The 22,309-nt window shown below is 35.2% G+C and carries 13 protein-coding genes; 5 read left to right on the forward strand and 8 right to left on the reverse strand.

All coding sequences use genetic code 11. From position 1 onward, the window contains the following. Positions 1–15: 15 nt before the first annotated feature. Positions 16–1,440, forward strand: a complete 1,425-nt coding sequence (locus DSM00_RS12105; RefSeq protein ID WP_128758229.1) for a pyridoxal phosphate-dependent decarboxylase family protein — start codon at positions 16–18, stop codon at positions 1,438–1,440. Here DSM00_RS12105 and DSM00_RS12110 read toward each other — a convergent pair whose 3' ends face one another. From DSM00_RS12110 to DSM00_RS12120, 3 genes are read right to left on the reverse strand one after another with little or no spacing between them, the layout of a single operon-like run. Continuing rightward, positions 1,441–2,334: a carbohydrate kinase family protein gene (locus DSM00_RS12110; protein WP_128758230.1), complete on the reverse strand. Its 894-nt coding sequence runs from the start codon at positions 2,332–2,334 to the stop codon at positions 1,441–1,443. It lies immediately after the preceding gene. Between the two features lies 1 nt (position 2,335). After that, entirely contained in the window at positions 2,336–3,673 is a 1,338-nt protein-coding gene (locus DSM00_RS12115; protein ID WP_128758231.1) for a sugar porter family MFS transporter, read from the reverse strand. Between the two features lie 20 nt (positions 3,674–3,693). Continuing rightward, entirely contained in the window at positions 3,694–5,139 is a 1,446-nt protein-coding gene (locus DSM00_RS12120; protein WP_128758232.1) for a glycoside hydrolase family 32 protein, read from the reverse strand. A gap of 253 nt (positions 5,140–5,392) precedes the next feature. Here DSM00_RS12120 and DSM00_RS12125 point away from each other — a divergent pair, with 253 nt between their 5' ends. The 4 genes from DSM00_RS12125 to DSM00_RS12140 all read left to right on the forward strand — a co-directional run bounded on the left by DSM00_RS12125 (position 5,393) and on the right by DSM00_RS12140 (position 10,141). Then, complete coding sequence (locus tag DSM00_RS12125; protein ID WP_128758233.1) at positions 5,393–6,436, forward strand: LacI family DNA-binding transcriptional regulator; 1,044 nt, start codon at positions 5,393–5,395, stop codon at positions 6,434–6,436. A 6-nt stretch (positions 6,437–6,442) separates the two neighbouring features. Beyond that, on the forward strand, positions 6,443–7,099 hold the full coding sequence (gene pgmB / locus DSM00_RS12130; protein ID WP_128758234.1) for a beta-phosphoglucomutase: 657 nt from the start codon (positions 6,443–6,445) through the stop codon (positions 7,097–7,099). Between the two features lie 4 nt (positions 7,100–7,103). Continuing rightward, entirely contained in the window at positions 7,104–9,410 is a 2,307-nt protein-coding gene (locus DSM00_RS12135; protein ID WP_128758235.1) for a glycoside hydrolase family 65 protein, read from the forward strand. Between the two features lie 110 nt (positions 9,411–9,520). Further along, positions 9,521–10,141 (forward strand): MarC family protein, encoded by a 621-nt coding sequence (locus tag DSM00_RS12140; protein WP_128758236.1) that lies wholly within the window; start codon positions 9,521–9,523, stop codon positions 10,139–10,141. A 25-nt stretch (positions 10,142–10,166) separates the two neighbouring features. On the opposite strand, the gene DSM00_RS12145 is transcribed toward DSM00_RS12140, so the two are convergent. From DSM00_RS12145 to DSM00_RS12165, 5 genes are read right to left on the reverse strand one after another with little or no spacing between them, the layout of a single operon-like run. Further along, a complete protein-coding gene (locus DSM00_RS12145; RefSeq protein ID WP_128758237.1) occupies positions 10,167–11,069 on the reverse strand; it encodes a GyrI-like domain-containing protein in 903 nt (300 codons plus the stop codon). Between the two features lies 1 nt (position 11,070). Beyond that, positions 11,071–12,420 (reverse strand): vanadium-dependent haloperoxidase, encoded by a 1,350-nt coding sequence (locus DSM00_RS12150; protein ID WP_128758238.1) that lies wholly within the window; start codon positions 12,418–12,420, stop codon positions 11,071–11,073. Positions 12,421–12,429: 9 nt separating this feature from the next. After that, the gene (locus DSM00_RS12155) at positions 12,430–15,681 is read right to left on the reverse strand and encodes a VCBS repeat-containing protein (protein ID WP_128758239.1); all 3,252 of its coding nucleotides are present in this window, start codon (positions 15,679–15,681) and stop codon (positions 12,430–12,432) included. Continuing rightward, on the reverse strand, positions 15,674–19,024 hold the full coding sequence (locus tag DSM00_RS12160; protein WP_128758240.1) for a VCBS repeat-containing protein: 3,351 nt from the start codon (positions 19,022–19,024) through the stop codon (positions 15,674–15,676). Before DSM00_RS12160 ends, DSM00_RS12155 begins: the two co-directional genes overlap by 8 nt. Continuing rightward, the gene (locus DSM00_RS12165) at positions 19,025–22,231 is read right to left on the reverse strand and encodes a VCBS repeat-containing protein (RefSeq protein WP_241652413.1); all 3,207 of its coding nucleotides are present in this window, start codon (positions 22,229–22,231) and stop codon (positions 19,025–19,027) included. Positions 22,232–22,309 lie beyond the last annotated feature (78 nt).

Below are 22,309 nucleotides of genomic sequence, written 5' to 3' on the forward strand. Positions count from 1 at the left end.
GCCAAAAATTAAAGTATGAAAGCAAAGCCCGAGGCACGATTAGAGTTGACTGAAGCAGAAATGCGTGATTATGGTTATAAAGTTATTGACTCGATCATTGCTCATCACCTCAATCAAGAAGATAAAAAGCCGGTATCGCTTGCAACTCGTAAAGAAATGGATTCTCTCTTAGGAGAAGATATTCCTGAACACGCCACAGCGGTAGATAGCGTTCTGGAAACCGTGATGGAAAAAGTAATGCCGTATACAAACCTATTAAGCCATCCTAAATTCTTTTCCTTTGTACCAGGACCTAGTAATTATGTAAGTGCAATTGCAGATACCCTAGCTACGGGATTTAATGTTTTTTCAGGAGGGTGGGTAGCCTCTCCTGCAGCGGCAGAGCTAGAGATTTTAACCATTAACTGGCTGTTAAATCTTTATGGATTTCCTCAGAAAAAAGGAGGAGGTATATTTACCAGCGGTGGTTCGATGGCAAATTTAACCGCTTTAGTTACTGCTCGTAATATTAAATGCGGAGATGATTATTCTAAAGCAGTTATTTATTTATCAGATCAGGCACATTCTTCAAATATAAAAGCCATTCGCATAATAGGTTTCAGAAAAGATCAAATACGCATCATTCCTACTGATGGAGAATTTAAGTTTAGTTTAAACAAACTAAAAAATGCAATCAATAAAGATAGACTAGCAGGTCTTGTTCCTTTCTGTTTATTGGCTTCTGCTGGTACAACAAATACGGGCACTGTAGATCAACTTCAAGACCTTGGGGCAATTGCAAAAAGTGAAAATTTATGGTTTCACGTAGATGGTGCTTACGGTGGAGCAGTAATTTTAGCAAAGAACGGAAAGCAACTTTTAAAAGGTATTGAAAAAGCAGACTCGCTTACTGTAGATCCGCATAAATGGTTTTATCAACCTTATGAAATGGGTTGTTTACTCGTGCGTAATCACAAATGGTTGAGTGGGACATTTACAGAAAAGCCAGAATACTTAAAAGATATAGAAGGCAATAGTTCTGAAATTAATTTCTATGATCACGGCATACAATTAACCAGACGTTTTAGAGCACTTAAATTTTATATGAGTGTAAAAACGTTTGGGTTAAAAGCGTTTCGAGAAGCGGTACAATACAATTTTGATCTGTGCGAAGAAGTAGAGCGTATATTACGTAAATCGCCAAAGTGGGAAGTTGTTTCTCCCGCGACTTTAGCGATTATCAATTTTAGATACAACCCGATAGATCAAAATCTTTCTGAGCAGGAACTCGATAAATTAAATTCAAGAATTTCTGAAAAAGTTGTTTCATCCAGAGAAGCTATGCTGGTAACCACTATCTTAAACAAACAAACGGTTTTAAGAATGTGCTTAATTAACCCAAGAACTACTTTAGCACACGTTCTAGAAACTATTGAATTATGTGAAAAAATGGCGGAATAATTATTCCGCCATTTTCTCTGCGATAATTTCTGGAGTAATTTTTGAATTTGCTCCTTTTTGACCGGCTACAAGTGCACCTAATGCGCAAGCAAAAGCTAAAGCATCGTCTGGCGAACTCTTTTCTAAAAATAACTGGCAGATTAAACCAGCTAGAAAGGAATCTCCTGCGCCTACAGTATCTACAACTTTAGTACTATAACCAGCGTGAGTGTGTAAACTACCGTCTTTATATAAAACTGCTCCTGCATCGCCGCAGGTAATGCAAATAATATTAGTATTAGTAAGCTTACTTATTATCTCAAGCTGGTCTTCCATCACTTTACTTTCTATCTCTAAATGAGCAGCAATTTCAATGAGTTCTTCATCATTCATTTTGATCATTTGCGCTTGTTTCATAAACTGAACCAGGTGCTCTAGTTTATAATGTGGTGCTCTAAGATTTACATCAAAAATTGCAAATTTTGTCTGCGGAAGCAATTCTTTTAGTGTAGTGCGTGTAGTGCTATTGCGAGCAGCGAGTGAGCCAAAAATAAACAAGTCTGCATGCGCAACAGCCTCTTGATTTGCCTGTGTAAGTTTAATATTATCCCATGCGACCGGACTTTTAATTTTATACGAAGCGCTTCCTTGCTCATTGAGGGAAACCAGAACCTTGCCTGTTTCTAATTCATCATCTTCTTGAATAAGATCTTGGTTGAGGTTAAATTCATCAATTGCGGCACGTGTTTCTTCTGCGAGGCCATCTGTCCCAAGGCGGCTTATCATACGCATAGAAGCACCTAAACTTTTCATTCTCAAACATAAATTAAGTGGAGCGCCTCCCAGTGATTTTCCATCTGGAAATACATCCCATAAAATTTCGCCAAAGCTTATTGCAGTAAGTGATTGTTTCATTCTAGTTTAATAATTTATCTTCTAATTCTTCGAGTGAGATGCCTTTAGTCTCAGGCATCATAAATTTTGTAAATAGCAATTGCAGAACCATCATGCCTGCAAAAAATGCAAAAATGGGCCAGGGATTGTCTTTAAAAATCCCATCCTCTCCATCTAAAAATACGGGTGTTAATAATGTGATTAAAGCCGCAAAAACCCAGTGTGTTCCGGTTCCCCACGATTGACCGTAAGCGCGTACTTTATTCGGGAAAATTTCAGAAATAAAAACCCAAATAACAGCACCTTGTCCTATAGCGTGAGAGGCAATAAACATTAGAATAAATGCTAGTAAAAGTGTTGAATTTGCACTCGTATAAAAGCACCACGCCACACTAGCGAGACTTATGATATAGCCTAACGATCCTATAAACATAAGTGTGCGTCTGCCTAATTTATCGATTAGACCTAAACCTACAAATGTAAATAAGAGATTTATAACCCCTATTGAAATAGAACTGAATAGTGAATCTTCTGTCGCTAATCCCGCTTTAACTAAAATTTCGGGAGCATAGTACAGTATAAAATTGATACCAGAAACCTGGTTAAAAAAAGCAATTAGAAATGCGAGAATTAATGGTTTTTTTAATCGCTTTGTAAACAGCTTAACTTCATCTGAAGTTTTAGCTAGTTCGTTCTTTATATGATCAATTTTTTGTTGAGCTTCGGCACTGGGATAAACGCGATTTAAAATTGTGAATGCTTCTTTTTCTGCTTTATGTTTATGTAAAAGCCATCGCGGACTTTCTGGAACACCTAGCACAAGCAAAATATATAAAATGGCAGGAATGCTTTCAACCCCCAACATCCATCTCCAGTCATTAGAACCTTGAAAACCTTCTAGAAGGTAATTTGAAAAGAATGCAATTAAAATTCCAAAGACAATATTAAACTGGTACAAAGCAACAAGTTTGCCTCTGTTTGATGCAGTAGAAATTTCAGAAATATAGGTGGGAGCAGCTACAGAAGAGGCACCTACGCCTACACCGCCAATAAACCTAAAGAATGAAAATAGATAGGGATCATGAGAGAGCGCTGAGCCCATTGCTGATATTAAATAAAGTATACCAATCCAAAATAATGTCTTTTTCCTTCCAAAACGATCACAAGGAATACCTCCTGTGAGTGAACCCAAGACTGTTCCCCATAGTGCCATAGACATAATGAATAGACCGTGAAATAATGGAGATAAATTCCATAATTCCCGTACAGGTAAATTTGCACCAGAAATAACAACGGTATCAAAGCCAAAGAGAAAACCGGCAAGTGCAACTGTGATCGACCATTTTTGAACTGCTTTCATTGATTAAAATATTTTGTTAATTACCAGATAGAAGGGATGTGTATAATACTTAACTCCTTTATTTCATCTTTTGTTGCTAAGCTAAAATTGGTAAAAGCATCATTAGGAAAAAACTGGGCTGTGAGTGCATTAGAGCCACCATCTGCAAAAAATTCTATTGATGAGGAATCTAAATATATGGCAAAATCACTAGCCGTATTATCTTTAAAAATTGCCGGAGCTTTCATTAATGGAGAAGCAAATTTATCTGAAAAAGAAACCTGCCCACTTTTACTGCGGTCTAAACTATATTCTTTTGTAGTTGCATTATAATTGATAGCAAGAAATTCACCTTTGGTGTTGCTAAGCTTTAATTCAAAATTAGAGAGCGGTTTTGGCAGTTTGAAGGATATCTTTGATTGATTTAAGTTAGGATCTGTAAACTTTGTAACACCCGATTCTTTTTTAATTTCTGGAGAACTAGTATCTAGACCCGCTGTTAATTCGGGTAGAGGGTTGTTTGATAGAAAATAATCAGTTGTTTTATGTAATTCAAGTTTACGAGGGAGGGTCATTGCACTGCGCCAAGCTTCAGTAGGAGTTTCTTGTCCATACTCCCAATTACTCATCCAACCTATAAAAATGCGCTCTTCTTGCGGTAAATTGTTATACGTTATTCCTGCATAATTATCACGACCGAGATCGATCCACTTTTCATCTTGTTGATTTGATGTAAATGTTTTTCCGTCAAAATCACCTACAAAATATTGTGTGCCAGATCCACCATTGGGAGCGCCTGGATTTATACTTATTAACAGGATCCATTTTGTTTCTCCCGTTTCAGCAATCGTTAGCGGAAATAAATCTGGACATTCCCATACGCCTCCGTGAGCCCCACGATCTCTACCAAATTCGCTTAAATACGTCCAGTCTATTAAATTATCTGAATTATAAAACATCGCATAATCCCCGGCAACTAATATTAAAATCCATTTTTGAGTACTCGTATCCCAGAAGACTTTAGGATCTCTAAAATCTACCAATTTATCGGTATTGGGAACAACAGGATTATTTTTATACTTGGTAAATGTTTTGCCATTATCAAGACTATAAGCAATACCTTGATATTGATAATCTGTGGTTTTAGCTTCGGCTCCTTTAGGATCGTGGTAGGTGAACATGGCTACTAATGGTGGATTTTCTATAGTGCCTAATCCAGATGAATTTAAAGAATCTACTACAGCACTGCCTGAAAATATATAGCCTAGAGAATCTGGAGCCAATGCTACAGGTTCATTTTCCCAATCTTTTAAATTTTTACTTGTTGCGTGGCCCCAATGCATAGGACCCCAAATTGAAGACTCCGGGTGATACTGAAAGTACAAATGATACGTTCCATTATGGTAAACAAGTCCGTTAGGATCATTCATCCAATGTGCTTCTGGAGAATAATGATATTGTGGGCGAAAATTTTCGTTGTATGTCATCTCTGTAGTATCTTTAGGCTTTATTATTGACTTGTTATTTTCCTTACAGGATATAAGGACTATGAATAATGAAAAAATGGCTATCTCTTTCAATGTTAGATGTTTTAGATTAATCATAAGTAATTTATAACGTTGGAAAATTAATAAATATAAGTATAACTTAATCGATTTAGTTCGTTAGTTTTGTAAAAATTTTAGAATTAAGTATTGATACTGGGTAAAATCGAATATAAATTATATTAGGATTTAAGATATGAAAAGAAAACTGACTCTCAAACTAATAGCAAAAGAACTAGGTGTGTCTATTTCTACGGTTTCAAAAGCCTTACGAGATAGCCCCGAAATAAGTGAAGAGACACGTGAGAAGATAAAAGCATACGCAAAATTATATAACTACAAGCCTAATAATATTGCACTTAGTTTAAAGAATAGAAGAACAAATACAATAGGAGTAATTATACCACAGATTGTACATCATTTCTTTACAACTGTTATTAGTGGAATAGAGCAGGAAGCCCGTGATCGCAATTACAATGTGATTATTTGTTTGTCAAACAATGGTTTTGATAAAGAAGTAGAGAACATGGAGCTTTTAGCAAATGGAAGTACAGATGGTTTTATACTTTCGATTTCTAAGGAAACTATGCTTAAAGAAGATTATCATCATTTAAATGAAGTAATAGAGCAAGGTATGCCGGTTGTTATGTTTGACCGCGTTGTTGAGGGTATTTCTTGTGATCGTGTACTTATTGATGACAAAGCAGGTGCTAAAAAAGGGGTTAGTCATATGATACGCACCGGATGTCGTAAAATTGGAATAATCACTTCTGAAGATTATATTAGTGTAGGCCGTTTGCGTACCGAAGGTTATCTAGACGCGCTTGATGATTATGGAATTGCCGCAAATGATAATCTTATATTGAAGTTAGATAATATAGATGATCTAACTGAAGAATCAAAGAAACGTATTGAAGATTTTGTTACTAAAAATGACTTAGATGGGATTTTTACTGTTAACGAATTTTTTGCAGTACACGCAACTCGTGTACTTACTAAATTAGGGAAAAGGATTCCTGAAGATGTTTCTATAGTTTGTTTTACAGATGGGCAATTGTCTGAAAATATGATACCAAGCCTAACCGCTGTAAGTCAGCATGGAGAGGAGATGGGGCGTAAAGCAGCTTCTATTTTAATTGAAAAATTAGAACGTGAAGATAGTGAGACAGCACCGTATGATACCGCATATATAGATACCAGTCTGGTAGAAAGAGAATCAACCCGAAAATTAAACCGATAGCACAAAATGCAAAAAAAAGGATTTATATTCGATCTTGATGGAGTGATCGTAGATACAGCAGGCTTCCATTATCTTGCCTGGAAAACCCTAGCCAATGATTTGGGTTTTGAATTTACAGAAGAACAAAATGAGCGATTTAAAGGTGTAAGCCGCGTTCGTTCATTAGAAATATTATTAGAAATAGGAAAGAGAAAAGCAACTCAAGAAGAAAAAGATGGGTGGCTAATATCTAAAAACGCAGAATATCTGGGTTATATTGAAAAAATGACCAAAGAAGATATTTTACCAGGAGTTTTAGACGTGCTTAACTATTTAAAGGAAAAAAATATACCTATGGCTCTGGGATCTGCGAGCAAAAATGCACAACCCATCTTAAAACGCGTTGGACTTTTTGATATGTTTGACTTTATCGTAGATGGTAACCACGTAGAAAAAGCAAAACCAGACCCCGAGGTGTTTACTATGGGAGCAGAGGAATTAGAGATTGACTATAAAAACATAATAGTTTTTGAAGATTCTATCGCTGGGGTACAGGCTGCTAATAGTGTAGACATGGTAAGTGTAGGAATTGGTGATGCAAGTGTGCTACATGAAGCCGATTATATATTTAAAGATTTCACAGAAATCAGTACAAACTTTTTAGATCAACTAATCAACGCTTAAATAAATGAATCAAGATTATATCATACCCGCACCGTGGGCGATTTTAGAAGAAGGATTTGAAAAAGAGCATGTAAAATCTTCAGAAAGCTTATTTAGTATAGGTAATGGCGCGATGGGACAACGCGCAAATTTTGAAGAAGACTATAGCGGAAAAACGTTTCAGGGAAGCTATATAGGGGGTGTATACTATCCAGATAAAACACGTGTAGGCTGGTGGAAAAACGGCTACCCTGAGTATTTTGCTAAAGTACTTAATGCGCCAAGCTGGATAGGAATTAAAGTTGTAGTTGATGGTGAATCACTTGACCTGAATACCGTAAAATCTGTAAAAGATTTTAGAAGAGAGCTTAATATGAAAGAAGGCTGGTTAGGTAGAAGTTTTGAAGCCGAACTTCAAAATGGAACCAAACTCAAAGTTGAATCAAAAAGATTTTTAAGCTTAGAACACGATGAGCTTGGAGCTATTAATTACGAAGTAACACCATTAAACAGGGATGTTAGTATAAGCTACGAACCTTATTTAGATAGTGGTATTACAAATGAAGATACAAACTGGGATGATAAATTCTGGAATACGCTAAGTGTAGAAGAGCAAGAAAATAAGGCATTTATAACTGCGCATACGATGAAAACATTATTTCACGTGTGTACTGCCATGTCAAATACATTTACCGTAGATGGCAAAGAAATTTCTCTTACTTTAAAAACAAATAAATCTGAAACGTACATAGGTCACGTTTATGAAACAGATATTCGTGAAGGGGAGACCTTTGCTATTCAAAAGTATGCAGGGTATATAACCTCATTAAATCACGATAAAGATTCTTTGAAAAACGCGGCTAATGCTGTATTGGATATAGCATTAAATAAGAGTTTTAGGAATTTATTAAACAAGCAGAAAGAAGATTGGGCAGATATCTGGTCTATGGCAGATATTGTTATTGATGGGGATGTAAAAGCACAACAAGGTATTCGTTTCAATATATTTCAGTTAAATCAGACGTATTTAGGTAAAGATGCGCGTCTTAATATTGGACCTAAAGGATTTACTGGTGAAAAATATGGAGGTTCTACCTATTGGGATACAGAAGCGTATTGTTTACCATTTTATATGGCTACAAAAGATCAGGAAGTGGCACGTAATCTACTTACCTATCGCTACCAGCATCTAGACAAAGCAATTGAGAATGCTCAAAAACTAGGTTTTAAAGATGGTGCTGCATTGTATCCTATGGTTACTATGAATGGCGAAGAATGCCATAATGAGTGGGAAATTACTTTTGAGGAAATTCACCGTAATGGAGCAATGATTTTTGCTATAAGTAATTATGTGCGTTATACAGGTGATTACAGTTACATTCCGGAGAAAGGGTTAGAGGTAATTATTGCAGTGGCACGATTCTGGAAACAACGTGCAACTTGGTCAGATAAAAAAGAGCAATATGTAATCTTAGGAGTAACGGGACCTAACGAATATGAGAACAACGTAAATAACAACTTCTATACAAATTATCTGGCTAAATGGTGTTTAAAATACGCCAGTGAGCAGGTAAAGAAAGTGGCTAAAGATTACAATTCAGATTATAAGCGTATTGCAGATAAGACTTCAGTTTCTACAGAAGAATTAAACATGTGGTTAGAAGTTTCTGAAAAGATGTACTTACCTTTTTCTGAAGAAAATGATATTTACCTACAGCAAGACGGATTCTTAGATAAAGAATTAGTAACTGTTGCAGATCTTGATAAAGCAGAAAGACCTATTAATCAAAAATGGAGCTGGGATAGAATTCTTAGATCTCCATATATTAAGCAAGCGGATACATTACAAGGTTTCTATGTCTTTGAAGATCACTTCACAGAAGAAGAATTAAAAAAGCATTTTGATTTTTACGAGCCGTTTACTGTACACGAATCTTCTTTAAGTCCGTGCGTTCACGCCATACAAGCTGCTAAACTTGGCCAAATGGATCAAGCTTATGAGTTTTACTTGAGAACATCTCGTCTTGACCTTGATGATTACAACAAAGAAGTTCACGAAGGTTTACATATTACAAGTATGGCCGGTACGTGGATGAGTGTTGTAGAAGGTTTTGGAGGTATGCGTATTAAGAATGATATGTTATCTTTTGACCCCAAAATGCCAAGTGCGTGGGATGGTTTTTCTTTCAAACTTAATTTTAGAGGTCAGATATTAAAGGTATCTGTATCTAAAGGAAAACATACGTTTAGTTTAGATAAAGGTTCAGATTTGACACTATTATTAAATGGAAAAGAAATAAGAGTTGTAGCAGGTCAGACGACTGAAGCTTAATTGAATATCACTATCTTAAAATCCCTATAATCGTTTCGGTTATAGGGATTTTTATATTGTAAAATTTTATAAATGTATATTTAAATATTAATTATCATTACTGCTTTATTATGGATGAAACGTTGACCTATTGTATATCGGTGTTTACAGGTTTTTTTGCTATAATGAATCCACTTTCTAACATTCCTATTTTCTTATCCTTGACCGAAGGTGCCAGTAAAGAAGAAAAACAACGGGTTAACAAGAAAGGTATTCTGGTAGCATTCATAATAATTGCTGTATTTACAGTACTCGGAAAATTTATCTTCCAAATTTTTGGAATAACGATTCCTGCATTTAAAATCACTGGAGGATTACTAATTTTCTTCGTAGGTTTTGATATGCTTCAGTCTCGAAAATCTGGAGTAAAACATCTTAAGGAAACTAACTTTGATGAAAATATAGCAGTATCTCCACTTGCCATACCTATTCTAGCTGGTCCCGGAACTATTGTTACAGCGATGAACTTTACATCAAACACTTCCTACGTAAACATAGGCTTAGTGATTTTGATTTTCGGATTAATGTGTTTGCTAACTTATATAACGTTTAGTCTTAGCGATTTTATTGCAGCTAAGATAGGAGATAATGTCATCTCGGTTATCGGGAAAATTATGGGTCTTATAATCGCCATTATAGGAACTACGATGGTTATACAAGGCCTTAAGCTTACGTTTGATTTTCTAAATTAGATCAATTTAAATACCTAAAACATTTTCAAGGAGCAGATTTTTCTACCACTGGTAAATAGATATCTGCTTTCCAATCTAAATCGTTTCCACCCATATTTGGGTTGTTAAAAAATACCTCTATGGGTTTCTTTTCTATATCCAGATTGTTTTTACGTGCATAGGCAAGTATTGCATACCACGCTCGATCTGAAGTTAAATAATTACCATTATAAACAGCGTGAATTGATTTTTTTGGGAATAACTTTTTGTATTTGATCTCATCAGTAATCGGCAAATTTTCTGACTGAATTATTGGAAAGCAAAAATTATAAGATATACTATCATTTTCCACATTCCAATCTGTAATTTCTACAATAGGAGAGCCGTTAAAAGTCACATCATTAGCAGCAAGAATATCGCCTATATATCCATAATTCTTCATCATACCCATCGCTTTCTCCCGCTGAAGACCTTTCAAAGAAATATAAGCGCAGTAGGTAGCTGGAGAATCCTCGATGCCTGTCACCTCAACATTAATCTGACTTAAATGAGTAGTTAGTAGTTCAAAAAAAGATGTTATCTCTTGCGCGTTTTTTGTTTTGAAATCTGTAGTCGTAAAGGGCAATGTAATTCTATTATACAGACTATTATTTAAATCTTTAATGCCCACACTTACTTTTGTAATGGAGTCATTAATTTCATAAAACCGATATGTATAATTAACTACTGAATCTTGAAAAGTACGCTGCTGCACGAGTCCGTCGAACCCATACTGTGCAATAATTTTACTGTCTTCGAGTTCATAATCCCAGATTTTTACAGTTTGTATAACTGTTCCGGGAGTTGTTTTGACTTTAAAATTTACTGTAAAATCGCTAGGTTTTATAAAGAGATACCAGCAGAGTGCAACGATTAGCAAAGTGATAACTACAAAAAGTAATTTTCTCATATTAATTAGCTGCTTGAGCAGTATCTGTTTTAAGATTTAGATTTTTAACGATATAATCACCTATTTGACGGCCTTGTTTAAGTCCCTCTTCAATAGCGGCGCGGTAATGAATACCTCCATAAAGTCTGCTCATCGCGGCTTCACTTGATGCGGTTCTAAAGGATGTGAAATTGCGAACGGGTAAGCCATATGCAACCTCGGTATCATCTTCAAAGCTAAAATCATCTCCGTAAATCTGGGTAAGAACCTCTGCAGCTGCACCAGATACTACAGAATGACCACTACTGTATTCAGGAAATGGAGGCGTTTGTAAAACCGGTGCCCAGCTATCATCTATATATTGATTTATTAATGTTTCTGGGCGTATAAGATTACTACGGTATTTCTCATCCCAGCAGCTTATAAAACCATCAAACAAAGCGATAGAGGTTTTTGTATAAGCGTGCACAGTTTCCATTAAATTAGAATTTGTTTTCTGTGTCGCAATTTTTACAATACCAATCCAATGACCACCAGGCGTTATTTTTTTTGTTGCAAACATCAGGTGACCTTTATGAGTAGATACGTATGGATTACAATCCCAAAATTGAGCTATTGCTATCTTTTCAGAATCATCACCTTCAGAAGTCATTGCATTACGCACATCATAAACTTCTATTAGCTGTTTATAAAACTCAGAATCTTTTTCCATAGAAAATTCAGGAGGAGGTAGTGGTTTAAACTGTGAAGCAGAGTCAATAACAAAAGGTCTTATTTTCATCCAGTGTGGTTCTATACCATCCATATAGGCAGGAGGTGTAGGTTGCCAGCGAGATGGATTATCTGGATTTACAGAAAACTTAGGCATAGTACGGGTTTGTTTGTACATATCTCCATCCATCCAGGACTTTATATGATCGGCAACTTTTAATCCGTATTCTTTTGATGCAGAAAGTTCGGTAGGATTTTGTTTTTCCCAAGACGTATATAAACTATCTCTTAGAGCAGTTATCTTGTCTTCAGAAAATATAAGAGTCTTAGCTATTTCCATCTGGGCTATAAGTGCAGCAAGATCATAGTTAACCGGTGCATCAGCAGATGCTTGCGGTGCTGGTTTTAAATCTGTGAGTTTTCCTGCCAGTGATTTATAATCTTTGTTTTTCTGAACCAAAACTTCGTAGGCAGCTATATTAGAATACGCATAAATACGACTTGCAACAGGAGGAGAAAAAATATCGTGAATTATAACTTCTGTTACTTTATCTACAGCATTATTATAATCATTAGGTGTAATAACAATTGGTTTTTCATCTTTAGAGCACGACCAAATGGAAAGAGCTAAAAGAAAAAATATCGTAGGGTATTTGTACATAGTTAAAAGCTAATTTTTAATAGATTTTCCTATTTGATAAAGCTGGACTTTACCGTTATTAGGTGTCGCAATTAGATAATTTCTATTTTGAAATAGAATTGTATTTAGATGTCTTATTGATTTCTGAGCAAAATCTAATCCAAGTTTATCTCCAGTGATTATAGTTTTTTCATCTTTGATTAAGGCTCCTGTAAAACTATCTAATCTTCCGTGAAATGGTTGTACTCCAAAGTAATTACCGGCAGCAAGTATCTCATCTGCACCATCATTGTCAAAATCGAATTTACAAAAAGTCATTATAGGAGCGACTTGAAAATCTCTATTAAAAGGAACAAATGTATAGGAGCCAGAATCGTTACGTAAATATCCCGATTTGAGTGTATTTACTTTGAGCTTTTTGCTGGATTTGAGTTGATTATAACTTAAAATTTCCTCGATAGTTTGGCCAGCAAAACTTTTATAGGTACTGTATTTTTTACGTAAACTTACAAGCTGTGAGGCTAATGCATCTAATCCTAAAAGTGGATAATAGCTTTCATTTTTTTCTGTAACAACTAGTGTTTCAGTTTGACCATTTGCATCAAAATCACTGTAATACATCAACATAGGAAATTCATCTGAAGCCTTAAATTTGCTGTTTTCTCCCCAGTTTCCTAATACATAATCTGTATCGCCATCGTGATCAATATCAAAGGCTATAATACTTTGCCATAAACCATATAAATCACCCTTTATCTTATCTTGTTTAACCAGTTTATCGCCCGTATTTTTAAGAAATATAGGATGCATCCATTCACCAGTGACGATAAGGTCTTTTTTACTGTCTCCATCAAAATCATCCCATATAGCAGACGTAACCATACCAAGTTCTTTAAACTCTTGCGCTATTGCAAAATTGCCGTTTTTATTTTCTAGCAAATACGAGGTAGGTAGTTTACCAAAACTTCCTGTTATACTTTGAGAGCCTACAAACACATCAAGATCTCCATCTGCATCATAATCGTGTACAGCAAGAACAGAAGTGTTTTCAAAAAGCTGAGGTAGGTTAGCCCTAATAAATTCTGATTTATTATTTAAATATAGAGCGTCTAACAAGGGTTTTGATTTATTTGAAAAATCACCTCCTGCCGTAGCAGTAAATAAATCATTAGCTCCGTTTTTATTGAAATCTGCTATAACAGCGGCGACTTCTTCATTTATAGAGTCGTTTTGAATGGTATGGATTTTTGATTTTACAAATGAAGAATCAGTTTGCATAAATATCTGAGAAGCGATAAATTTTGAACCTCCAAAGAAAATATCATCCTTACCATCTCCATTGAGATCACCTATCGCAACGGCAGGACCACGATCTCCTACTTGATATGGAATAAGTTTTTCCCTGTCAAAATCGGAGTAAGCATCTTCACGATGAGTAAAATCTAAGCTGGTACTGTCATTTACTTTTAAAAATAAAGGACGTTGTTTACTTAGAAGCGTCTTATAATTAAATGCTCTTGTGTTTGCTTGCTGAACTAACAATATTTGATTAACCTCAATATTTGTCAATAATTGAGTGGTGCGGTCTGGCCAAATGATACGTACCGAATCTATCATTTCAATATCCTTAAACCCAAAATGGAGTATAGGTTCTGAAGAAGCTTGAAATCCACGTACAGTATATAGTTCTTTTAACTGTTTAATACCACCTGCGTATACATAAGCTTTTGCACCTATGGCAAAAGGATTAGCTGTATTTGATTTTAGTCTTACTTTTAAATAATTACCTTTATTATTTGTTTGATTTACATATAGTGTTGGCGAACTGTTGAGGTTATTTGTAATTAAATCTAGATCACCATCATTATCAAAATCACCATAAGCTGTAGCCCCAGAAGCAAGAGTGTCATTTGCAATCCAGTTTGAAGATCGATCTTTAAATACAAGTTCTGAGGTACCTTCAAATATATAATTGTGCGTTTTTCCACTAGGCATTTTCTCCAGCGCTTTTTGATCTATAAGTCCGGTATTGCTTATTTTATTCTGAATCTGCTCACTTGATACAAATTTTATGTAATCTAGATCATTAGGACGTTTAGGAATACCATTAGAAATAAACAAGTCTTGCTCCATATCTTGATTAAAATCCCCAAAAAGTGCACTCCAGCTCCAATCTGTAGCAGCTACACCACTCAATAGTCCAGATTCTTGATAATTGCCTCCTTCACGATTGATGTAAAGCATATTACGCGTAAACTGGTAGTGATAACCATATTTATCTGTGCGTAGGCGTTGAGTTTGAATATTGTCATCACCTTCTGAAGATTTTAGAACGTGCTCATCTTCAGATAGCATATCTAGAGAAATAAGATCTGGCCATCCATCATGATTTAAATCGGCTACATCACTTCCCATTGAGAATCGTGAAGTATGTCCAAAATGGCTTTTTAAATCTTCAGTAAAGGTACCATCTCCATTATTTAAATAATAATAATCATCCTCGTGAAAGTCATTACCTACATAAATATCGGGGTAGCCATCTAAATTAAAATCGGAAACTGCGATACCCAGACCATAACTATTTATTCCGCCATAAATACCGGCTTCTTCGCTTACATCGGTAAATGAGCCTCCATCGTTTCGCATTAGTCTATCTCCGGTTTGCGCATTGCGTTCATAGCGTAATTCGGCTTTGCCAAAAGAATTTTGTGTATGTACCGCGTGATTTAATATGTAAATATCAAGATCACCATCAAGATCATAATCTAAAAATGCAGCAGATGATGAAAAGGTATCTAAATCTAAGCCATACTTTTCTGAAGATTCTGTAAATGTATTGTCTCCATTATTAATGAATAGTTCATTATGACCATCTAGACCATTAAGACCTACTACTGCGCAAACATAAATGTCTAGGAAACCATCACCATTTACATCGCCCATTATAGCAGATGTATTCCAGTCACTTGTACCAGCTACGCCGGCTTGCTCTGTAATGTTTTCAAATTGAAGATTACCTTTATTAAGGTAGAGTTCATTTTTAACCTGATTTCCGGAGAAATAAATATCTGGGAGACCATCATTATTAATATCACCTACAGCAACACCACCACCATTATAAAAATAGAGGTAATCAAGAATATTCATATCCTCATTAGGAGTAAGCGTATTTTTGAAACTAATCCCTGCTTTCTCGATATCTGGATTTGTAAATAATTCAGGTTCTCTAGAACAAGAAATTAAAACAAAAACCAAAAAAAGCGCTTGAATATATTTATTCATCAATTTTAAAAATCTTAGGTTTTTCGTTATTAATAGCTGCGATTATAAAACTGTTACCTGCTTTATCTTTAAACTTAGCAAGATGCTTTACCTCGCCTTTTATAAAGAAACCGCTATCATTATAGTTTTGCCATTTGTAATTAGCATCACCACTGTTAAGCAACACACTACCATAATTTGCATCAAGCTGTGAGTATTGTGGTTTATATTCAAAATTATTGCCAGCCATTATTAGATCTGCTAGGCCATCTTTATTAAGATCTGCTGTAATGATATCGCAAACACAAGATAATTGAACTTGATAGGGTAGGGGTTTTAAAGTGAAATTACCTTTACCATCATTGATTGCCAGCATAGATTGTGAGTAGTAAACCGTTTTCTTAATCGAATTTTCAAGGCTCTCTGCAGAAAAAATACCATCTATAGAACGTTGCGCATAATCTGAAGCTTTTAAGTTTTGCTTTTTCAACGAACTCATTTGCGAAGTGATTTCTTTTTTCTGGTGAATAGGAAAATCTTTTCCGTTTTTACGTATTGTAGTTATTTGTTCGATCGTACCATTATTGTCAAAGTCGTTTATATACATCACTAACGGACTATCTGTTGTAGGTTGATAATGCAAGTTTTGACCTTCATTGCCCAGAATTAAGTCCATATCCCCATCATTATCTAAGTCTGCAGCTTTAATTGAACTCCACCATCCTGTATGATCACTCAATTTATTCGTTATTCTAGAAAGTCTTTTTCCAGAATTTTTAAATAGAATAGGACTACCCCATTCTGAAGTGGTGATCAAATCTTTTTTATTGTCCCCATCTATATCGAGCCAGATTGCCGAAGTAATCATACCGGCATCTTTTGTGTCGTAGGCAAGGCGTTCTGTGGCATTTACAAATTTGCCACCTCCTACATTCTCTAAAAATAAATGTGTAGGATCTATACCATAAACACCTACGACACTTCGGGAACCTATAAAAACGTCTATGTCGCCATCCCCGTCAAAATCTTCTGGAGCAACTACACTCATATTTTGAAAAGCAGAAGGCAACTCATTTTCAGACTTTTTGAAATTGCCATTACCATCATTAAGGTAAAGACGTGGTTTAAACACTTCTTTCCTGCCTACTTCGTTACCTCCCGATGCTACGATTAAATCTAAATCACCATCTCCATCTGCATCAAGAAAGCTTGCAGCAGTATCTTCATAATAATTATCTTGATCAAAAACAGGTTGCTTTTTAATTGCAAGCTTACCTGTTCCTTGATGTAAATAAATAATTCCTGGTTGTCCCTTTGCGCCACCTAAAAATATATCCTCATTACCATCATTATTGACATCGCCTACAGCCAGAGCAGGACCTTCTTCAGATAATTTTTTATAGATCATTCCCTCATAATCAAAATCGTTGTATGTGTTTTCTGGGCTTGAGATTAAAGAGTTGCTTGTGAGTTCTGAAAGAAGTGTTTTAATCTTTTTATTTTTCTGCGGAATAAAAACTTCGGTGGCTTCAGCTTCATCTAATTGTAGGGTTTGATCGGCTTTGACTGAAGTAAAAAGCTGAGTTTTATCATTAGGCCACAACACGCGCATAGAATCTATACGGGTCGCCTCACCAATTCCTATTGTCATTGGATATTCCATCGAAGACTGAAAACCGCGTACAGGATATAATTCTTGTAAAATGATTTGATCTTTAATAAAAAGCTTTACCGAGGCTCCAATCGCAAACGGATTTTTCTCTCCTCCTTTAAATTTCAGTTTGATAAAATGATTTTCGGTTTCCTTTTCAGCATTATTGCGAAACAAAAATGATTTCATATTTACATTGTTAACAACAAGATCAAGATCACCATCATTATCTAAATCGGCGTAAGCACTCCCATTAGACATACTTAGCGTATCAAGACCCCATTCTAATGCTGCGTTTTTGAAGGTAAGATCTTTGTTGTTTTTGTAGGCGTAATTAGATAATGGCTTTTTTGGCATTTTGTTTATAATAGAATCAATTGCTTGCCTTTTACCGGTAAGTGCCATATTTTGAATAATCTCATCAGCAAAAAAGTCGACAAAATCCAGATCTGTAAGATCGTGATTGATACCATTAGTAACATATATATCTCGATAACCATCATTATCAAGATCTACAAGCAAACCGGCCCAACTCCAGTCTGTAGCGTCTACGCCACTGTAATAGGCAGTTTCAGAAAAAGAACCATTTCCGTTATTTACTTGTAATGTATTTTGAATAAACTGCTGGTAGAAGTCTTTACTTTGTTTGAGTTTGTACACATTATAGTTGTCAAATTCCATTACAGATTTTACCCGCTCTTCTGGTTCGGGAAGCATATCAGTTATGAAAATATCCTGAAGACCATCATTATTTATATCTGCCATATCAACTCCCATAGCCGAAAGTGATAAATGCGAGGTCCAGTTTTTAATTTCTTCTATAAAAGTTCCATCTTTTTGATTTATGTATAAGTAATCCCGCTCATAAAAGTCATTAGAGATGTAGATATCTGGCCATAAGTCATTGTTTATATCTGTAATCATAACTCCCAAGCCAAAACCTATGAGACTGCCGTAAATACCGGCTTCCTCACTTACATTTGTGAAAGTGTCTCCATCATTACGCATAAGTAAATCACCCACACCCTTAAAAATATCCGGAACGTTCTCCCAGTCTTCTGCACGGGTATCTCGCTGCTCTGCGTAGCCTAACCCACTTACGGGTACATTACTATTATTTAAGATATATACATCCAGATCTCCGTCTTTATCATAGTCAAAAAATGTAGCTTGTGTAGAGAACCCAGATTTTGCCAAATTATATTGTGCCGCTTTTTCAGTGAATGTTGAATCCCCGTTATTTATATATAAATCATTATCGTGATTATCACCTTTCATGTTTCCGGCATTACTTACATAGATGTCTAATAATCCATCACCGTTAACATCTGCCATTACTACACCGGTAGACCACGGTTTATTACCGCCCACTCCTGCTTTGTCTGTAATATCCTCAAATTTGAAATCTCCTTTATTTAGGAAAAGTTTGTTTGAGCCCATATTTGCAGTCATATAAATATCTGCAAGGCCATCATTATTTATATCACCTATTGCTACCCCGCCACCATTATAAAAATTGCGGTATTTAAAAATGTTGAAATCCTTACTGTTCGTAATTGCATTTGTAAAATCAAAACCTGTATCCTGAGGATCTAATAAACTGAATAACCTAGGAGTTTCAGGAAGACGATCTTTCTGCTCATTGTCTTTTGAATTACAAGAGCAAACCAGTAAACAAAAGCTTAATAGGTATAGGGTATGTTTAAAATTCATTTATTTCTCTTTTCTTAAAAATATAGGGGTGTCGTTATTTCTTCCAATGATGTAGTATGTAATATCTTTTATTGTAATCGATGTGTGACTGCGGGAAGCTCCTTTAATAATAATATCGTGTTTATTTGTAAACTTAAAATTGCCTTTACCGTCATTAAGTAAAATTATTCCGGTTGAGGCATCTTGACGACCTAGTTGGGTGCTTATTTCGCTGTCATTGCCTAGTAACAAAATATCTATATACCCATCAGCATTAAAATCGTCTGTTAATATTGATTTGGTACTTGAAACTTGTGCCATAAATGGAAGTTTATGCGCTTTAAATTCAAGATTTCCTTTGTTTTCAAAATAAGTAGTATTTAGAGTATAAGCATATTTTTTATCAGCTTTTTTCAAACTTTCATTAGAAAACAGATCCTCTATACTTGCCTGTGCGAAGGTATTATAACTCAGGAATTTCTTATTAAGAGGAGGAATTTGTTTTACAAGTTCGTCTTTTGTAGCTAGAACTGTTTGAGTGCCTTTATAAAAATAAGTAGTTATGGGATCTATTTTTCCATTGGCATCAAAATCAAATCTATAAAGAGTAATAGGTTCTTCTGCAGATGCAGCTAGTCTCGTGTTAAGTCCCCAATTACCTACAACAAGATCGAGATCACCATCATTGTCAAAATCTTTAGCGGCAATTGTGTTCCATAAACCATTTGATTTTTTAAAACTGGAGTTTGAACTGCGTTTTAAAAATTGACCTGTATTTATAAAAATTTGAATTGGCATCCAATGACCACATACAATAGCATCCTTAAATCCATTACCGGTAAGGTCTGTCCAAATAATATCTTTTATATTTCCGAAGTTAGAAAATTCAGGAGCATATGATTGAGTAATATCTTTAAAATTCCCGTTACCATCATTTTGAAAAATATAGCTTTTAGGTGTTGCTCCAAATTCTTGAGGAACTAAATCACTGCTGATTGCTAGATCTAAATCGCCATCATTATCCAGATCAACAGTACGTATTTGAGATGCATTAATATATAAATCTTTAAAAGCATCTTGACTTTTTCTAAATCCCGTTTTTGAATTTAAATAGAGTCTGGGAGTTAATGCTTTCCCTTGAGTAAACTCGTTTCCGCCACTAGCAATTAAAATATCTATTTGTCCGTCGCTATTCGCATCAAACAAAGCTACTGCCGTGTCCTCATTAATTGCATCAGATTGAGAATCGGGTAGAGGCGCATTTATAAATTCCCCATTGGATTTCTGAAGGTAAATTTGAGTTTCTTGACCTTTTGCTCCCAAAATGATAAAGTCTTCAAGAGCGTCGAGATTTAAGTATCCAGCTCGTACTTGTGGACCTGTGTTTGTATTTGCATATGGAATTAAAGCATCTCTACTAAACTCAATAGAACTACCATCATTATGTTTAAAATCTACTTTAGGTAATGTATTTGAAATTCTAAGTTCTGAATTTTCAGAATTAGGATTAACGCTATCAATTGCATTTTTTTCGTAAAAGGTTAATACCTTTTTTAATGCGACATTCTTTAGCTTCTGCATTTTTCCTGAAGGCCAGGTAATACGCATAGAATCAATTCTGCGGGTGCTTCCAGGAGTTAAAAATACAGCCGGCGTAACGGCTGATAAATATCCTCGAGTTGTATAATTTTCTAAAACTTGAGTTTTACCATTCACAAAGGTGGTGACTTTTGCACCTATTCCGAATCTATTAGCAGAGTCGCTTCTAAGATTTATAGTTATTCCTTTTGAGTAGGTAGTGTCTTGCGCAGTCCTATTTTCTAGTATGTATGCCTTTTCATTAATATTGTTGACTACTATATCTAGATCCCCGTCATTATCCAGATCTGCATACGAAGCACCATTACTAAATGATAAATTTGCTGCCGTCCAATTTTTAGTAACATTTTCAAAATTACCATTGCCTTTATTTTTATACATATAATTGGCAACGTGTGTGGCTGGTATTTTTTCTATGAACTCCATCTCTTGCTGACTCATAGATTTCCCCAAGCGCTTTTGAATAGATTCATTAGATATAAAATTTACAAAATCCATATTGTTGGTTGCGCCCAGAATTCCATTTGCGATGTAAATATCTTTGTGTCCGTCATTGTCAAAATCTGCAATTAACGGACTCCAAGACCATTCTGTAGCTGCGATGCCACTCTGAAATGCAGTTTCTGCAAACCTGTTTTTCCCAAGATTTATTTGTAAAGCATTTTGCATAAACTGATGGTTATACCCATTACGCAACTGATTTTGATAAATTGGATATGCATATTCTGTACCTGAAGCTTTTAGTGTCTGTAGATTTTCAGGAAGCATATCTAAGCTTAAAATATCTACAAGGCCATCATTATTTACATCTGCAATGTCAGAGCCCATCGAAAAATGGGAAGTATGGCCCAAAATTTCTGAGGTGGTATTTAATTCTTTAAACGTGCCATCTTGCTGATTCACGTAGAGATAATCGTTTTCAAAAAAGTCATTTGCGATATATAAATCGGGGTAATTATCATTATTTATATCGCCTACAGAAATACCCAAGCCATATCCTATTTTACTAGATAAAATTCCTGCTTGATTTGTATAATCTTTATAGTAACCATTTTCATTTTTATAAAACCGATCTCCATTTAAGGCATCCGGTTGATTGCGAATTATCGCACGACCGTAATTTGCATTAGGATGTACTGAATGATTGAGTAGATATACATCCAGATCTCCATCACTATCATAATCAAAGAATGCCGCTTGAGTAGATAAACCTGAAAAGTTTAAACCGTAAGCTTTTGATTCTTCTTTAAAAGTAGGCACTCCATTTACAATTCCCTGATTCACATATAGTTTGTTATGACCTTTGAGATTTAAATGACCACTTACGGTGCAAACATATATGTCTAAGAGACCGTCTGCATTGATATCAACTGTGGTAACACCAGTGTTCCAAGTATTGGAAAGGTCAATGCCTGCGTGTTTTGAAATATCTTTAAATTTTAGATTTCCAGTATTTAGATAAAGTTTATCTGAAACTTGATTGCCAGTAAAATAAATGTCTGGAAGATTGTCATTATTAAAATCTGCAACTGCAACACCTGCTCCATTATAGAAATAGAGGTAATTAAGAATATTGAGTTCTGGCGAATTTTTTATTTCGTTATTAAAATCGATTCCAGAATCGATCACTTTATTCAATTTGTAGGATTCTTGTGTATTAGTACAAGAATAGAAGCATGCACACCATACAATTAAAATGTAAAAACG

This window comes from Leeuwenhoekiella aequorea, assembly GCF_004104375.1.
Lineage (GTDB): Bacteria > Bacteroidota > Bacteroidia > Flavobacteriales > Flavobacteriaceae > Leeuwenhoekiella > Leeuwenhoekiella aequorea.

Excerpts from the sequence above, each read along its gene's own strand:
- DSM00_RS12105 (WP_128758229.1), top strand. The coding sequence starts at position 16 with ATGAAAGCAAAGCCCGAGGCACGATTAGAGTTGACTGAAGCAGAAATG.
- DSM00_RS12110 (WP_128758230.1), bottom strand. The coding sequence starts at position 2,334 with ATGAAACAATCACTTACTGCAATAAGCTTTGGCGAAATTTTATGGGAT.
- DSM00_RS12115 (WP_128758231.1), bottom strand. The coding sequence starts at position 3,673 with ATGAAAGCAGTTCAAAAATGGTCGATCACAGTTGCACTTGCCGGTTTT.
- DSM00_RS12120 (WP_128758232.1), bottom strand. The coding sequence starts at position 5,139 with ATGACATACAACGAAAATTTTCGCCCACAATATCATTATTCTCCAGAA.
- DSM00_RS12125 (WP_128758233.1), top strand. The coding sequence starts at position 5,393 with ATGAAAAGAAAACTGACTCTCAAACTAATAGCAAAAGAACTAGGTGTG.
- pgmB (WP_128758234.1), top strand. The coding sequence starts at position 6,443 with ATGCAAAAAAAAGGATTTATATTCGATCTTGATGGAGTGATCGTAGAT.
- DSM00_RS12135 (WP_128758235.1), top strand. The coding sequence starts at position 7,104 with ATGAATCAAGATTATATCATACCCGCACCGTGGGCGATTTTAGAAGAA.
- DSM00_RS12140 (WP_128758236.1), top strand. The coding sequence starts at position 9,521 with ATGGATGAAACGTTGACCTATTGTATATCGGTGTTTACAGGTTTTTTT.
- DSM00_RS12145 (WP_128758237.1), bottom strand. The coding sequence starts at position 11,069 with ATGAGAAAATTACTTTTTGTAGTTATCACTTTGCTAATCGTTGCACTC.
- DSM00_RS12150 (WP_128758238.1), bottom strand. The coding sequence starts at position 12,420 with ATGTACAAATACCCTACGATATTTTTTCTTTTAGCTCTTTCCATTTGG.
- DSM00_RS12155 (WP_128758239.1), bottom strand. The coding sequence starts at position 15,681 with ATGAATAAATATATTCAAGCGCTTTTTTTGGTTTTTGTTTTAATTTCT.
- DSM00_RS12160 (WP_128758240.1), bottom strand. The coding sequence starts at position 19,024 with ATGAATTTTAAACATACCCTATACCTATTAAGCTTTTGTTTACTGGTT.